Below are 13,940 nucleotides of genomic sequence, written 5' to 3'. Positions count from 1 at the left end.
GGTCCTCGCCAGCCGCCCGGCGCTCATGTGAACCTGGACCCGCGGCCTCCTGTCAACTTCCTTGCAAACGGTGAAGCTTGCTCTTAAAGTCAGGCAATGAACTGTGGCGCATGTTGTGCTCCCCCCTCGATGAGGTCCCTTGGCAGTGTCCTTTCTCTCTCGCATGCGCTCTATCGTTTCCGGCGATGATGGTGAGATCACGGAAGACGATCATGCCCACGGCTATGACCCGAACGAGGCGCTGATGGGTGATGATGGGCTTCCCGAGGAGTTCTCAAGTCCTGCGCGTCCGGGCCATGAGGCCCTGAACATGCCCCAAGGGCTGGATAAGGAGTCCTTCTCCCAGTCCAACGTCATTGGCATGCCGGGCATTTCCAGCGAGTTGTCCGAAGTGATCTTCATGCAGCCGCGGAATTTTGACGAGATGCCGAGGGCCATTCAGGCCTTGCGTGAGCGCCGAACCATAATTCTTAACCTGACCCAGATGGAGCCTGAAGAGGCCCAGCGGGCGGTGGATTTCGTCTCGGGAGGAAACTTTGCCACCGATGGTAGCCAGGAGCGGTTGGGGGAGGGCATCTTTCTCTTCGCTCCCAGTTGCGTCAAGGTTACCCTGGCAAAGGGCGCCGAGCCTTCCGCTTCTCCGGCGCCGCCGGCAGTCAAGCCGGAGCCGCCTCAGCCCGTGCCCCAGCCTTCCGTCAACAACAGCAATGGCCACCATGAACAATCGTCTTTTATCCCGGAGGTGAACTTCACGCCGTTCTCGGGTGAGCTTCCCCCCACCATTTAGCGACTCTTGGTGGGTCTGCAATGCCCGGGGCATGAACAAATACGCTAACGAAAGATGAAGTTTTCATGGGAGTTCAGGCCATGGACGGTCAGTTGGGCGTTCTCGGTTACGGCCAGATGGCCCAGGCCATGGTCAGGCCATGGCTGAAGAGCGGCTTTCTCCAACCGGAACAGATCGCTGCCTGCGTCCGTGACCAGGGGCGGGCCGCAGGGTTGCGTCGGCGAGACGGAGTTGCCGTGGGGGTGGATCTCCGGCCCGTGCTGATGGCCGACCATATGGTGTTGGCCTGCAAACCCCAGCAGTTGCCCACGGTGCTGGAGAGCCGCGCCGCCCTTGATCCCCCTGTCCAGGAGGGGCAGGGGCTGGTGATTTCCATCCTGGCGGGTGTGTCCCTGGGGCGACTACAGGCAGCCTTTCCCGGGCGCCCCTGTGTGCGGGCCGTGCCCAACATTGCCTGTCGCATCAGAGCCGGGCTGACCGGCCTGGCCATGGCTGGCCGCCTCTCCCCGGAGCAGCGTCAACTGGTGATCGCTTTGTTTGCGGTTCTCGGCCAGGTGGAGCAGGTGAACGAGGCGCAGATGGACGGGTTCCTGGCCCTGGCCGCATCGGGTCCGGCCATGGTGGCGGTGATGATGGAAGCGCTGGCGGATGGGGGTGTTGCGGCAGGTTTGCCCCGGGCCCAGGCCAACAGCATTGCCCAGGCCATGGTGGCCGGCAGCGCCGCACTGCTCCAGAAGGAGCAGTTGCCCCCAGCCGCCCTCAAGGATGCCGTCTGTAGCCCTGGCGGCGCCAGCATTGCCGCCATCGCCGAATTGGAACGCCGCGGCTTCCGCGCCGGGCTGATGGATGCAGTCCTGGCGGCCCAGCGCCGCAGCAGGGAACTGGGGTGACCTCCTGATCTCCGCCCCGTTCCGAAGGCTGGAGTTAAGGGGGTTAAGGAGCCTTCTGGCCGAGGCGAGGCTCCTGACCCATCCAGATGCGCTGCATGTTGGCGCGGTGGCGCCAGATCACCAGCACCATGGTTGTCAGGGCCAGCAGTGTGTAGGGAAGACGGGCAGGGGACCCCGCCATACCCCAGGCCATCAGGATTGGCAGCAGCACGCCGGCGGCCAGACTGGCCACCGAGACCATGGGCACAACAGCCAGCACCACCAGAAAGCTGCCCAGACAGGCCAGGGCCACCGGGGGAGAAAGGCCAAGGAACACCCCCAGGGCGGTGGCCACCGCCTTCCCCCCGCGGAATCTCAACCAGAGGGGCCAGATGTGCCCGGCCAGAGCACAGAGACCCACCACCACCTGCAGCCAAGCCCCCGGTGCGGCTCCCCATCCCTTGGCCAGCACAATGGCCACGGTCCCTTTGCCCACGTCCACCAGGAGGGCCGCCAGGGCCGGCCAGCGGCCCGCCACCCGCAACACGTTGGTTGCGCCCGTGGAGCCCGAGCCTTGCTGGCGTAGATCCACGCCACGCAACCATTTCACCAGCAGCCAGCCGGAGGGAATGCTCCCCAGTCCATAGGCTGCCAGGAGGCAGGAGAGCCAGAGTAGAGCCGAGGATGCTGCAGGGTTCACGAATCAGAGGGGATCACCGTCGGGATCGTCCATGGCCAATTCCCGGGCGTCCGCCGCAAAGGCGAGCCAGAGGGGAAACTGGAGGATGGGAATATCAACCACCTGCTCAGCAGCATCAATCAGAATCAAAGGTAGGCCATCCCGACTTTCCAGCCGGTCGGCCCGCTCAATCAGGGCATCGGGTCGTTCAAACAGGCTGATGCCGTTGGCGTTGGGGCCGAAATCCTCCCGTGCCAGACCCAGGCTGTCCTGCAACCCTCGCCGCCACTGACCCAGGCGTTCCGGTGTGCTGGCCAGAACCAGGGTTTGGAGTTGGTCTCCATAAAGCTCCGTGAGAACGGCAATGGCCGCGGCCCCCAGCAGCACGTTGCGGCTGCGGCTGCCCAGGCTGTTCTGTGCGCCCCGCCCCTGCTGCTGAAACAGCCAGTTGCCCAGCAATTCCCCATGGCCGGGCTCCAGATGGCGGCGCAATCGCCATGGGGGCGCATAGAAATCCGGGGTCTTCTGGAACCCGCGAATCATGTCTTCAATCAGGGACTGATCCGCCAGGAAGGGGCTGGCGGCGCTGGTGTCCTGGCTGGGGGCTGTTGCCGTGGGCTGATCCAGGGGCGAAGGCTGAACCATCACCTTCCGGGGGGCCAGCTCCAGGGCCTGGGCCCGGTCGCTCAGGTCCTGGAGCGCCCCCACCAGATACTCCTGAAACCCTTGCACACGCCGGGACAACTCATCGCAGGAACCGGCAAAGTGGCGGCCAATGTCCTCCTGAAGTCGGTCACGCCGTTGTTCAAGGGTGCTGATCTCCGCCAGCAACCGCTGCCGTCGCTCCAGCAACTCGGCCAGGAAAACCTCCGCTGCTGGCGAAGCCGTTTGCGGAGCCCGGGGGGTTGATGGATCGCTCTTGCTGGATGTCATGGAGGTGGATTCAGGTGGCGTCAGCAGAACCGGTGGCGATGTTTACGTGGCCAAGCCGCTGCTCCAGTTGTTGGCGCAGCTCCTGTCCATCAACAATCACCGGCACAAAATGAATGCCGTTCACTTCACGGAAGTAGAGGAGAACAGGCAAGGGCTTCCAGAACAGGATCCAGGCGCGCCAGTTCTTGTAGGGGAAACGGCGCAACACCACAGATCCATTGCGCAGTTCCAGCGCATCAGGGGTGAATGCCAGGCGCAGCCGCACACTCTGAAACACCAGAATCAAGCCCAGTAACGCCACAGCCCCACCAGCCGCCAGATTCACCAGGCAGAGCAGACTCCCAAGCAGCAGGATGGCCAGTGGCAGCCGTAGCCCCGGCGCCAGCGCCACCGTCTCTTCAGCATCCATGGTTCAGCCCGATCTGCAAGACGGAAACCACTCTAAAGGCCGGTTCACTCATCCGAAAAACACCTGGGTCATCACCACGTTCACCAGAGCCAGTAAAACCAGGGTCATCACCACGGCCCCTGTGGTGCTGGCGCCCACTTCCCTGGGCCCCCCGCTGGTGGACAGGCCCCAGCCGCAGGCGACCAGGGCAATCACCGCCCCAAACACCAACCCCTTGCAGGCCATGGCAGGCACATCGCCGGGATCCATCCATTCCCGCACGGACTGCCAGAATACCGCCGGGGGGATTCCGTAGTATTGAGCACAGCTAACGGCGCCGGAGACCATCCCCACGGTAAAGAAGGCGATGGTCTGCAGAGGCGTCATCACCAGCAACGCCACCACCCTCGGGACAACAAGATATTCCACCGGATCCGTCCGCAACATCTTGATGGCATCCACCTGTTCGGTGACGGCCATGGTGCCCAGTTCCGCTGAATAGGCTGTCGCCACCTTGCCCGTAATCAATACCGCCGACAGGATCGGGGCAATTTCCCGGGCCAGACCTACGGCCAGCATGCCGCCAACGGCTTCCCCCAGGCCCAGGTCCGTGAGTTCCGAGGCCACCTGCACGTTGAACACGGTGCCGGCGGCAATACCCACCAGCAGCACCACCAGAAAGCTGTCGGGGCCGGCAATCTGCATCTGCGCCAGCGCCTCACTGCCGCCCCAGTGACCACGGGCCATCGCGGCAATGGTTTGCCCGCTGAGCAACAGGCTGCCGCCCAGGCGTTTGAGCCATCGGGGCATGTTCACAATAACCATGGATTGGCGAGCAAAACGGTGGAAGGGTTCAGGTCTGTTGCGTGCTCCGCCGGGGCCAGCGGCGCATTACCACAAGGCCCAGGGCAATGAGGGTTCCCGGCACCACACTGATGCATAGACGAATCATGACAACCGCCCCGTCAGGCTGGCTCACCCCTTGATTGGCCACATAGCCGCTCCACTCCAGCACAAAACCCACAACAAGGATGCCCAGTCCAATGCCCAGCTTCTGGACCAGCACCATCCAGGCCGTGTAGAAGCCGGCGGGGTGATCGGGATCGGCGTCAATGGCGTCGGGGAGCAGGGACCAGGGGATAAGGAAGGCCGTAGATCCCCCCAGGCCCAGAAGCGTGATGGTGAGCGCCAGCAGGGCCAGAAACACCCCCTGCCAGACACCCCCATCCCCAGGGAAGGGGGGTAGCACCAGGGCCAGAACCAGCGCAACGCCCCAGAGGGCCAGCCCCCGGCGCAGGGCCGGAATCCGGCCCCGCTGCTGGGCCACCCGCCCCCACAGCCAGAGGCCCGGCACCGCCGAGATCTGAAACACCAGGGGCATGGCATAGGCCCAGTTGTCCCCCAGGTGCAGCACCACCCGCAGAAACACCAGGGAGACGTTCTGCATCAGTTGCAGGCCACACCAGAGCAGCAGATAGAGCCCCAGCACCATGCGAAAGCGTCCATTGGCGGCAATCCTCCGCAACTGCACCCAGACGGTTTCCAGATGAGCGGCCGGTTTGAGGGCGTTCCGGGCAAACGGGTTGAGCCCAAAGGCGCAGACCAGGCCGGATCCTGCGATCAGCGCCCCCCCCAGCATTCCCAGCCGTGCGTACCCCACCGCCCCTTGAGGCACCAGGAAGAAGGCCATCATCAGGCCCAGTAAACCGGCCGTGAGGGATCCGGTGAAGCGGGCCGCATTGAGATGGGTGCGCACGCTTGCACTGCTGGACAGTTCGCTGGTCAGAGCGGCGAAGGGGAGGTTCATGGCGGTGTAGGCCGTCATGAGCAGCAGCGCCGTCACGCTGTAGTAGCCCAGGCGCTGGCCAGGGGTTCCATGGGGCACCCACCACATGGCGGCAAAGCAGATCCCGAGGGGAACAGCGGCCCCGGCGATCCACGGCAGACGGGCTCCCCAGGCAGTGTGGGTTCGGTCACTGAGCCAGCCGATCAGTGGATCGCTCAAGGCGTCCCAAAGTTTGATGACCATGAGCATGGCACCGGCCAATCCCGCCGACAGTCCCGCCACCTCCGTAAAAAAGGGGAAGAGATAAAAGCCCAGCACGGTGGCCGCCAACCCCGTACCGGCATCCCCCAGTCCGTAGGCCAGATAAAGACGAAGCTGACGCCTCACGGCTAAGGTTCCGCCCAAGGGACTAAGCTGATAGAGGCAGTGCGCCATAAGCGGACATAGTTTAGTGGTAAAACCTCAGCCTTCCAAGCTGATGATGGGGGTTCGATTCCCCCTGTCCGCTTTTCCGTCACGTGTCAATCCCGGGGTCCATGGGTGGCAAGGCAGCCCCAAGGCATCAGCCCGGATCAGGCTCCAGGGCGGCTGGGCAGTGACGGCTGGCCACCATCAGCGCCAGGCTATGGGCTTCCAGGCGCACCTGGTCCCGGGGCGCCGGACCGGTGGGGGATCGGGGCAGGTCGTCACCTGCCGTGAGCGCCGTATCCACGAGACGGCGCCAGCCGCTACGACAGCAGGGCAAGTCGAATTGAATGGCCTTGTGGAATGCGTTGAGGCCGCACCAGAGCACCGCGTCCCCGGTGGCTGTGTGAATACTCCAGGCCAGGGCGTGGGACCAGGGACCGTAATCCGGCCGGTTGAGCCGTGGGCCGTGCCACTTGCGGTAGGGCTGGAGTGGTTTGGCTGCGGCTTGCTCCTGGATGAGGGTGGCGGGATTCAGCCAGCTTCCCAGGGCCGCCCGCAGCCGTAGCAGGCGGCGAACGTAGCGCTCCATGGCCTGCTCAGCCGGACCGTGGTTCCAGGTCATCCAGCCGATGGAGTTATCCTGGCACCAACTGTTGTTGTTGCCTCCCTGGCTGCGGTTCACCTCGTCCCCCATCCACAACAAGGGAACCCCTGGCGCCAGCAACAGGGAGGCGGTCAGGTTGCGAACCTGGCGGCAACGCAAGGCCTGGATGCGGGGATCACTGCTGGGTCCCTCAACGCCGCAGTTCCAGGAGTTGTTGTGATTTTCACCGTCCCGATTGCCTTCGCCGTTGGCGAGGTTGTGCTTGACATTGTAGCTCACCAGGTCTTGTAAGGTAAAACCGTCATGGGCGGTGACGAAGTGAATGGAACGGCCCGGTTGCACATTGGCCGCGGCAAAGAGATCCCGGTTGCCGCTGAGCCGTTGCCGCATGTTCCAGCAGGTGTTCTGATCCCCCTTCCAGAAACGCCGCATGTCATCCCGCAGGCGGCCGTTCCACACGCCAAAATCCTGGGCGGGAAAATCCACCAGCCGGTACAGCCCCCCGCAATCCCAGGGCTCGCCCATCAACTTGAGATCCGCCAAGAGGGGATCCGCCGCCATGGCCGTGAACAACGGCGCCTCCTTGAGAGGGGCCAGATTGTCACCCCGGGTCAAGGCGGCGGCCAGATCGAAGCGAAAGCCGTCAACACCCAGCTCCACCGCCCAGCACCGCAGCGACTCCAGAATCAGGTGCTGCACGTGGGGCCGGTGGGCCGCAATGCTGTTGCCGCAACCACTCACGTCCTGATAGCGACCGCTGCTGTCGCAGAAGTAATAAAGGCGCTCCCCAAAACCCCGCCAACTGACGGTGGGGCCGTCGCCCCCCTCTTCAGCCGTGTGGTTGTAGACCACGTCCACAACAACCTCCAGATTCTCCCGATGGCACGCCGCCACGAATGCGCGCATCTGCTGGCGGGCCTGCAGGGGGTCCTGTCCCATCAGGTAGCCGGGATGCAGGGAAAACCAGTTGATGGGGGCATAGCCCCAGTAGTTGTGCAGGCCGGCGGGCCCACTGCCCGGATCAAAGCATTGCAGTGGCAGCAACTCTACGGTGGTGACCCCCAGGGATTTCAGGCGGGACAGCAGGCGCCGTAACCCCAGCAGCGTGCCCTTCTCCTCCTGGGGAACGGGGGCCCCCTGCCCGCGGGTGAAGCCCCCCGGATGGAGCTCGTAGATGACGGTATCGCGCCAAGGCCGCCGCGGCCGGGGCGCCGCCATGAAGTCGAACGGATGACGCTCCGTCACCACGCCCTTGAGACAGCAGTGGAGGTTGGAGCCCTGGCCACGGCCGGCCTGGCGCTCATACACCTGCCAGCCATCAACGCCCCGGGCACAGGGGTCCAGCAACACCTTGGCCGGATTGAACCCCATCTCCCGGGGGCCATGTACTCTGTACCCGTACCGGCAGCCCACACCCACGCCCTTCACGAACACGTGCCAGACATCACCGCTGCGGTGGGCTGGCCCCAGGGGAACAATCCGGCTGGGGGCCGGGCTGCCGCCGTGATCAAACAGCAGCAACTCCATGCGGGTTGCCTGGGGCGCCACCACGGCAAAATTAACGCCGTCCTCGCCAACTTCCGCACCAAGGGGGCCGGGACGACCAAGCCAAGTCAGAGTCACACCGGGTCAGGGGCGCCGCTCAACCCTAGTCCACGGCGCCGGCATCGTCAGCACATTCATGGACCCATCCCCTCGCGATTCCCTGCCACCGGGACGTCCCCCCCAGGAGGCGGCGGCAGGACTCTGGGTTTTCGCCCCCAATCGGGACAGCCGCGGCACTGTCTCCTGGCTGCTGCGCTCCAGTACAGGCCCCTTGCTGGTGGATGTGCCGGACATCACCCAGGCCAACCTGGCGCTGCTGTCCCGCCAGGGGAGCGGTCGGATTGTGCTGACCCATCGCACGGCCCACGGCGCCCTGCGGCGACTGGCGCAGCACCTGGGCTGGGAGGTGTGGATGCAGGAGCAGGAAGCTTATCTGCTGCCCACCATGGCTGTGCAGACGTTTGGCCGGGAGCAGAAGCTTGCCGATGATCTGGCGCTCTACTGGACACCCGGCCCCACCCCCGGCTCCTGCTGTCTCCACTGGCGTGGTCAACAGAGCGTGCTCTTCTGTGGCCGCCTGCTGCAACCCCAGTCCGATGGCCGTGTGGCGCCGGTGCGCACAGCCCACACCTTCCATTGGGGACGTCTGCTCACCAGTCTGGCGGGGTTGCGGCGGTGGCTGGGTCCCGATGAACCGGGCAGGATTGCCTGCAGTACGGGTCTGGCGCATCTTGCCGGCGCTGCACTGGTGGACCATGGCGCCAGAGCCTTGGCGGATCTGAATCTGGAGGCGCTCCAGGCTGTGGGCCCCGGTCCCAACTTGCTACGCTGAGGGGAATCATTTTGACATCCTCTCCGTCCCCAACAGGAAGATCATGGGCCCAGCCCGCAAATCCGCCAGTAAATTCCCCCATTTCCAGGCGCCCTGATTGCTTCCGGGGGCATCTTCTCTTAGCATGAATTTATTGTGCATCGGCAGGACCTTGCCCTGCTCAGCACATCTATTCCCCTCTTCTCCTTAATGAACAAGGCTGACCTCGTCAACAGCGTTACTGCTGACCTCAACGCTTCCGACTTTGACATCAAGCGGGCAGATGTTTCCCGTGTCGTCGAAGCAACCATTGACACCATTATCAACTCCGTTGTGAATGGGGACAAGGTGTCAATTCTCGGCTTCGGATCCTTCGAGTCCCGTGAACGATCAGCCCGTCAAGGCCTGAACCCCAAGACGGGTGAGCCGATTCAGATCCCGGCAAAGCGGGTGCCTGCTTTCAGTCCCGGCAAGGTGTTCAAGGATCGTGTCCAGGAGGAAGCCTAGTTCTGCCGATTCGGGCGCGTTTTGCGCCAACCCCCAGCGGTCCGCTCCACCTGGGCAATTTGCGCACAGCCCTTCTGGCCTGGCTCCATTGCCGTCTTCAGGGTGGGGTTTTTCTCCTCAGGATTGACGACCTGGACCGCCCCCGCCTCCAGCCAGGCGCAGAAGACGCCATTCTGAGGGATCTGCGCTGGCTGGGTCTGGACTGGGACGAGGGTCCCGACATGGGCGGACCCCGCGGACCCTACCGTCAAAGCGGACGCCTCTGGCGCTATCACCAGGCATTGTCCAGTCTGCGGCGTTCCGGAAAGCTCTTCCCTTGCCGCTGCAGTCGCCGTCTGCTGGCTGCCGTCTCCGCACCCCATGGCCCCACCCCCCTCTACCCGGGCACTTGCCGCCACCGCCAGGACTGGGGGCCGGAACAGGGGAAGCTGCCAAGCTGGCGCTGGCGGGCGCCCAACCGCCATTGCCGTGTGCCGGAAATGCTCCAACCGGCGCCGGAAGGCTGGTTGCCCACCATGGCGGGGGACGTGGTTCTCCGGCGAGCCGATGGGTTCGTTGCCTATCACCTGGCCACTGCCGTGGACGAAATGGCCATGGGCATCACCCAGGTGTTCCGCGGTGCGGATCTTCTCCCCACCACGGCTGTGCAAGTGGCCCTGATGGAAGAGTTGGGGGGAACGCCCCCCCGCTACTGGCACGGTCCGCTGCTGCTGGATCCCCATGGGCAACGTCTTGCCAAGCGGGCGGGGTCCATGGGTGTGGACGGCCCTGCGCCAGGCTGGCCGGGATGCTCCGGCGGTTGTGGGGGCACTGGCGGCCAGCATCGGTCTCCTTGACGGTGGGCGGCAGCGCCTCTCCGCCGCTGAACTGCTGGAGGAACTGGATCTGCCGCGCCTGGAAGCCGCCTGTCGCAGTCCCGGCGCCCCCCAACCTGAAAGCCTGTCTGTGGATTTTCACCTCCACCCCCTAGGCTGAGGCTCTTTGCCCGTCACCAAGGTACATCCATGCCTCTTCAGCGCAGTGTGGGCGCCGGCCTGCTTCTTGTCGTCCTGGCGGCCGGCTTTGCCCCCGGCCCCGGGCTCGGCCAGCCCTACACGGAGCAACAGATCAAACGTCTGGCGCTGGATGCCCTGCGGGATTCTCCCGGACTGGTGTTGGAGATCATCCGGGAGAACCCTGAAGTGGTCACCCAGGCGGTGGCCATCTTGCAGGAGCGTGAGCGGGCCCAACAGGCCAGGGCCGCCCAGGATGCCCTGGCCATCCACCGGGACACCCTCTTCAGCCAATCCCATGGCCCCGTGTTGGGCAACCCGGACGGGGACGTGACCATCGTGGAGTTCTTTGACTACAACTGTGGCTATTGCCGACGCAGCAGCCGCATCATCCACAACCTGCTGGCGGCGGACGATCAGGTTCGGGTGGCGCTGTGGGAATGGCCCATCCTCGGGGAAGGGAGCCGCTTCGCCGCCCGGGCTTCCCTTGCCGCCCAACAACAGGGTGCGTACCAGGCCTTTCACTGGGCCTTGATGGATCTTCCCGATCAGGCCACGGAGGCCAACGTCATGGACACCGCCAGAACCTTGGGCCTGGACGTGGAGAAGCTGCGTCGCGACATGGCCGCGCCGGAGGTGGATGCCCACCTCGCCCGCTCCAATCAACTGGCCCGCGCCCTCGGCTTCACCGGCACACCCGCCTTTGTGGTGGGCAACACCGTGGCGCCGGGGTTCGCCAGCCTTGAACGCTTGCAGGACCTGGTGCGGCAATCCCGCTCCGCAGACCTCCGCTAAGCTGCTCTTGATCTTTCCCCTCCCGCTCCTGTGGCTGAAACCATCTTCAGCAAAATTATTCGCCGCGAGATCCCCGCAGACATTCTCTATGAAGACGAGCGCTGCCTGGCGTTTCGGGACGTGAATCCCCAGGCCCCTGTCCATGTGCTGGTGATTCCCAGGGAACCCATGGAGAGCCTGGCCACAGCCCCTGCAGAGGCGGCAGGGTTGTTGGGTCATCTGTTGCTGAAGGCCGCCCACGTGGCGCGTCAGGAAAAGCTGGAATCGTGGCGAACCGTCATCAACACCGGCGCCGAAGCCGGCCAGACGGTTTTCCATCTGCACGTCCACGTGATCGGGGGGCGTCCCCTCGCATGGCCGCCGGGATAGATGCGCTAGCCCACCCTCTCCTCAATTGACCCTCTCCGTGGGGGTAAACACCATCCCTGTGTGCTGCTTGTTTATGCCGTTCACCACATCGTTGCGTCATCAGTCCAGCAGCTTTCTCAAGCTGCAACGCCTGACCCAGCCCTACTTCCTTCCCCTGGAGGAGACCAACGGCTGGCACTTTCTTGGCCTGCTGGTGGCCTTGATTTTCTGCGTTGGCGGTGTTGTGCTGTTTTTGCTGACAGCCCTCATGGCTACGGTCCACAGCCTCCTTCCCCAACTGACGGACACCTATCTGGGTGGCGTGCAGGGGTCGTTGAACACCATCTGGTCAAGCGAGTGGGGCGTGCTGTTCTGTGGACTGTTCACCGTTGGCTGCCTGTCCTTTTTTGCCCTGAGGCGTCAACTGCGACGGCGCCGCTGGTTGCCCTGGTTGTTGTTGGGGGTCATTATCTTCATGCTCCTGGCGGTGAACGGCATCAATGCGGGCATCACCTTCATTGCCCGGGATCTCACCAATGCTCTCATTGCTAGAGATGGGGAGGCCAGTTACAGGAATCTATGGATTTATGGCATCTGCTTTATTGTGGCGCTGCCCATTCGCTCGTCTCAGTTCTTTTTCACCGCGAAACTGGGCATTCTTTGGCGAGAATGGCTTTCCAAAAGCCTGGTCACAGACTATATGAGGGATCGGGCCTATTATCGCATTAATCCCAATGACGAACAAGCCACTGATATTGACAATCCCGATCAGAGAATTTCAGACGATACCCGGGATTTCACAGTACAATCACTTGGCTTTACCTTAAGCATTTTTGATTCCATTCTGACATTTCTATTAAACATTCTCATTTTATGGAGCATCAGCACAGAATTAACGTTAGCTTTATTTACTTATACCTTTATCTGTTCTGCAATTCTGATTATTTCCGGGCGAAAACTGGTCAAGCTTAATTTCAATCAGTTGCGTTATGAGGCGGACTTTCGTTACGGCTTGGTCCATGTGCGAGACAATGCCGAATCCATTGCTTTCTACCGAGGGGAACAGCAGGAGCAAGAGGAAACAGAACGCCGCCTCGGGACCGTGGTAAAGAACTTTAACTTGCTGATCATCTGGGAAACCATTATCAGCGTCATGCAACGCTCAAGCAACTATGGATCAAACTTTATTCCCTATCTGATTTTGATTGGACCGATTTTGAGCGGGGAGATGGATTACGGCGGTTTTGCCCAGGCAAGTGTGGCGTTCAATTTGGTGGAAAGCTCCCTTTTCTTTATTATTTACAACATCGATGCTCTGGCTCGTTTCTCCGCCTCCATCGGCCGTCTTGCCGGCTTCCAAACCAACATGGAAGAGGCGGCCCGACAATCCCAATCTACCCAGCAAGCGATTCCCAGCGGGGACGGCCTTGTGGTGCTCAATGCCACCCTTGCCACACCCCAGACCAATCGCGTCCTGATCGAAAATCTGAACCTCAGCGTGAGGGACAACGAACATCTCCTGGTGGTGGGGCCGTCCGGCTGCGGCAAAACCTCCCTGCTGCGCATGGTCAGCGGCCTGTGGAGCCCCAGGGAGGGGACGGTGGAATCTCCCACGCCGGGTGAGTTGCTGTTCATTCCCCAGAAGCCCTACATGACCCTGGGCACCCTGCGGGAGCAGCTTTGCTATCCCCAGCCACCGGATCCGGCCCTGTTTTCCGACGACCATCTGAGATCCGTGCTGGAGTTGGTGAATCTGGGGGCGCTGGTGCAACGCTATACCGATTTCAACGTGAAGCAGGACTGGCCGCGGCTGCTCTCCCTGGGGGAACAGCAACGGCTGGCGTTCGCCCGCCTGCTGCTCAACTCCCCCCGCTACGTAGTGCTGGATGAGGCCACCAGTGCGGTGGACGTGAAGACGGAACGCCTCCTCTACAACCTGTTGATGGAGCGCAACATCGCCTTTATCAGCGTGGGTCACCGCCCCACCCTTACCGCCTTTCACGACAACGTTCTGGAACTGGACGGCTCCGGAGCCTGGCGTCTGCTGCCCGCCAGCAGCTATGGCATGGGGCCGGGCGAACGATAAAGAAACAGTTGATCGGGGAACGTTGGCCCAAGGTGCTGTGGGTCGCGGCCAACTTCACATCCAGCACATAAACTGGATTGATCCAATGTTTCCCCCCATGTCAGATTCTGCTACCGCCGATTCCGGCAATCAAGCACCGGCGAAGGCTTCACCACCCCCATCCAGCGCCACCACCAACGAGGCGCCGGCCTTCGGATGGAGCAGCTATGCGGAGCGCATCAATGGGCGGTTTGCCATGGTGGGCATTCTGGTGGTTGTCGCCATTGAAGTCTGCACCGGCTCCACGATGATTCACTGGCTGGGCCTGGGCTGAGGTTTGATCCGGGCTAGCCCATGGCGGCATGACTCGCTTGCCCCTGCCTGTGGCCCAGCCAGTGTGCTGTTGTTGCCGTCGGCGCCCAT

16 protein-coding genes and 1 tRNA gene are annotated in these 13,940 nt (G+C 62.9%); 11 read left to right on the top strand and 6 right to left on the bottom strand.

Features of this window, described 5'->3' with window-relative positions; translation table 11 throughout:
- Positions 1-163 precede the first annotated feature (163 nt).
- Positions 164-787 (top strand): cell division protein SepF, encoded by a 624-nt coding sequence (locus BG35_RS09835; RefSeq protein ID WP_071994746.1) that lies wholly within the window; start codon positions 164-166, stop codon positions 785-787.
- 80 nt (positions 788-867) lie between these two features.
- Entirely contained in the window at positions 868-1,677 is an 810-nt protein-coding gene (gene proC / locus BG35_RS0101900; RefSeq protein ID WP_080687974.1) for a pyrroline-5-carboxylate reductase, read from the top strand.
- Between the two features lie 43 nt (positions 1,678-1,720).
- On the opposite strand, the gene plsY is transcribed toward proC, so the two are convergent.
- Genes plsY through BG35_RS0101875 form a run of 5 tightly spaced genes read right to left on the bottom strand, consistent with a single transcriptional unit; the run spans position 1,721 to position 5,829 of the window.
- Positions 1,721-2,356, bottom strand: a complete 636-nt coding sequence (gene plsY, locus BG35_RS0101895) for a glycerol-3-phosphate 1-O-acyltransferase PlsY (protein WP_025781451.1) — start codon at positions 2,354-2,356, stop codon at positions 1,721-1,723.
- A gap of 3 nt (positions 2,357-2,359) precedes the next feature.
- Positions 2,360-3,268, bottom strand: coding sequence for a DUF3086 domain-containing protein (locus BG35_RS0101890; RefSeq protein WP_025781450.1), 909 nt, complete (start codon positions 3,266-3,268; stop codon positions 2,360-2,362).
- Positions 3,269-3,278: 10 nt separating this feature from the next.
- Positions 3,279-3,677, bottom strand: a complete 399-nt coding sequence (locus BG35_RS0101885) for a DUF3119 family protein (RefSeq protein ID WP_025781449.1) — start codon at positions 3,675-3,677, stop codon at positions 3,279-3,281.
- Between the two features lie 48 nt (positions 3,678-3,725).
- Entirely contained in the window at positions 3,726-4,472 is a 747-nt protein-coding gene (locus tag BG35_RS0101880) for an MlaE family ABC transporter permease (protein ID WP_025781448.1), read from the bottom strand.
- Between the two features lie 37 nt (positions 4,473-4,509).
- Positions 4,510-5,829: an MFS transporter gene (locus BG35_RS0101875; protein WP_034416525.1), complete on the bottom strand. Its 1,320-nt coding sequence runs from the start codon at positions 5,827-5,829 to the stop codon at positions 4,510-4,512.
- A gap of 50 nt (positions 5,830-5,879) precedes the next feature.
- Here BG35_RS0101875 and BG35_RS0101870 point away from each other — a divergent pair.
- A tRNA-Gly gene (locus BG35_RS0101870) sits at positions 5,880-5,950 on the top strand.
- A 54-nt stretch (positions 5,951-6,004) separates the two neighbouring features.
- Here the strand turns inward: BG35_RS0101870 and BG35_RS0101865 are convergent.
- On the bottom strand, positions 6,005-8,077 hold the full coding sequence (locus tag BG35_RS0101865; protein ID WP_025781446.1) for a glycogen debranching protein: 2,073 nt from the start codon (positions 8,075-8,077) through the stop codon (positions 6,005-6,007).
- 58 nt (positions 8,078-8,135) lie between these two features.
- Between BG35_RS0101865 and BG35_RS0101860 the strand changes: the two genes are divergently transcribed.
- The 8 genes from BG35_RS0101860 to BG35_RS0101830 all read left to right on the top strand — a co-directional run bounded on the left by BG35_RS0101860 (position 8,136) and on the right by BG35_RS0101830 (position 13,851).
- Positions 8,136-8,831 carry an MBL fold metallo-hydrolase gene (locus BG35_RS0101860; RefSeq protein WP_025781445.1) on the top strand — a complete coding sequence of 232 codons (696 nt, stop codon included), beginning with the start codon at positions 8,136-8,138 and terminating at the stop codon, positions 8,829-8,831.
- Positions 8,832-9,020: 189 nt separating this feature from the next.
- Positions 9,021-9,317 carry an HU family DNA-binding protein gene (locus tag BG35_RS0101855; protein ID WP_025781444.1) on the top strand — a complete coding sequence of 99 codons (297 nt, stop codon included), beginning with the start codon at positions 9,021-9,023 and terminating at the stop codon, positions 9,315-9,317.
- A 59-nt stretch (positions 9,318-9,376) separates the two neighbouring features.
- Positions 9,377-10,153 carry a glutamate--tRNA ligase family protein gene (locus tag BG35_RS09830; protein ID WP_071994744.1) on the top strand — a complete coding sequence of 259 codons (777 nt, stop codon included), beginning with the start codon at positions 9,377-9,379 and terminating at the stop codon, positions 10,151-10,153.
- Positions 10,119-10,292 (top strand): hypothetical protein, encoded by a 174-nt coding sequence (locus tag BG35_RS13535; RefSeq protein ID WP_236619738.1) that lies wholly within the window; start codon positions 10,119-10,121, stop codon positions 10,290-10,292. Before BG35_RS09830 ends, BG35_RS13535 begins: the two co-directional genes overlap by 35 nt.
- Before the next feature lie 29 nt (positions 10,293-10,321).
- Entirely contained in the window at positions 10,322-11,104 is a 783-nt protein-coding gene (locus BG35_RS0101845; RefSeq protein ID WP_025781443.1) for a DsbA family protein, read from the top strand.
- 30 nt (positions 11,105-11,134) lie between these two features.
- Entirely contained in the window at positions 11,135-11,473 is a 339-nt protein-coding gene (locus tag BG35_RS0101840; RefSeq protein ID WP_025781442.1) for a histidine triad nucleotide-binding protein, read from the top strand.
- Positions 11,474-11,546: 73 nt separating this feature from the next.
- Positions 11,547-13,538 carry an ABC transporter ATP-binding protein/permease gene (locus BG35_RS0101835; protein WP_025781441.1) on the top strand — a complete coding sequence of 664 codons (1,992 nt, stop codon included), beginning with the start codon at positions 11,547-11,549 and terminating at the stop codon, positions 13,536-13,538.
- 97 nt (positions 13,539-13,635) lie between these two features.
- Positions 13,636-13,851, top strand: a complete 216-nt coding sequence (locus BG35_RS0101830) for a CAB/ELIP/HLIP family chlorophyll-binding protein (protein ID WP_025781440.1) — start codon at positions 13,636-13,638, stop codon at positions 13,849-13,851.
- The last annotated feature ends 89 nt before the right edge of the window (positions 13,852-13,940 follow it).

This window comes from Candidatus Synechococcus spongiarum SH4 (genome assembly GCF_000586015.1).
GTDB classification, from domain to species: Bacteria; Cyanobacteriota; Cyanobacteriia; order PCC-6307; family Cyanobiaceae; genus Synechococcus_B; species Synechococcus_B spongiarum_F.
This window is presented reverse-complemented; position numbering and strand designations above follow the sequence as displayed.

Coding starts and splice junctions, on each gene's coding strand:
- BG35_RS0101890 (WP_025781450.1), bottom strand. CDS start 3,268: ATGACATCCAGCAAGAGCGATCCATCAACCCCCCGGGCTCCGCAAACG.
- BG35_RS0101885 (WP_025781449.1), bottom strand. CDS start 3,677: ATGGATGCTGAAGAGACGGTGGCGCTGGCGCCGGGGCTACGGCTGCCA.
- BG35_RS0101830 (WP_025781440.1), top strand. CDS start 13,636: ATGTCAGATTCTGCTACCGCCGATTCCGGCAATCAAGCACCGGCGAAG.
- BG35_RS09835 (WP_071994746.1), top strand. CDS start 164: ATGCGCTCTATCGTTTCCGGCGATGATGGTGAGATCACGGAAGACGAT.
- BG35_RS0101855 (WP_025781444.1), top strand. CDS start 9,021: ATGAACAAGGCTGACCTCGTCAACAGCGTTACTGCTGACCTCAACGCT.
- BG35_RS0101835 (WP_025781441.1), top strand. CDS start 11,547: ATGCCGTTCACCACATCGTTGCGTCATCAGTCCAGCAGCTTTCTCAAG.
- BG35_RS0101845 (WP_025781443.1), top strand. CDS start 10,322: ATGCCTCTTCAGCGCAGTGTGGGCGCCGGCCTGCTTCTTGTCGTCCTG.
- proC (WP_080687974.1), top strand. CDS start 868: ATGGACGGTCAGTTGGGCGTTCTCGGTTACGGCCAGATGGCCCAGGCC.
- BG35_RS0101860 (WP_025781445.1), top strand. CDS start 8,136: ATGGACCCATCCCCTCGCGATTCCCTGCCACCGGGACGTCCCCCCCAG.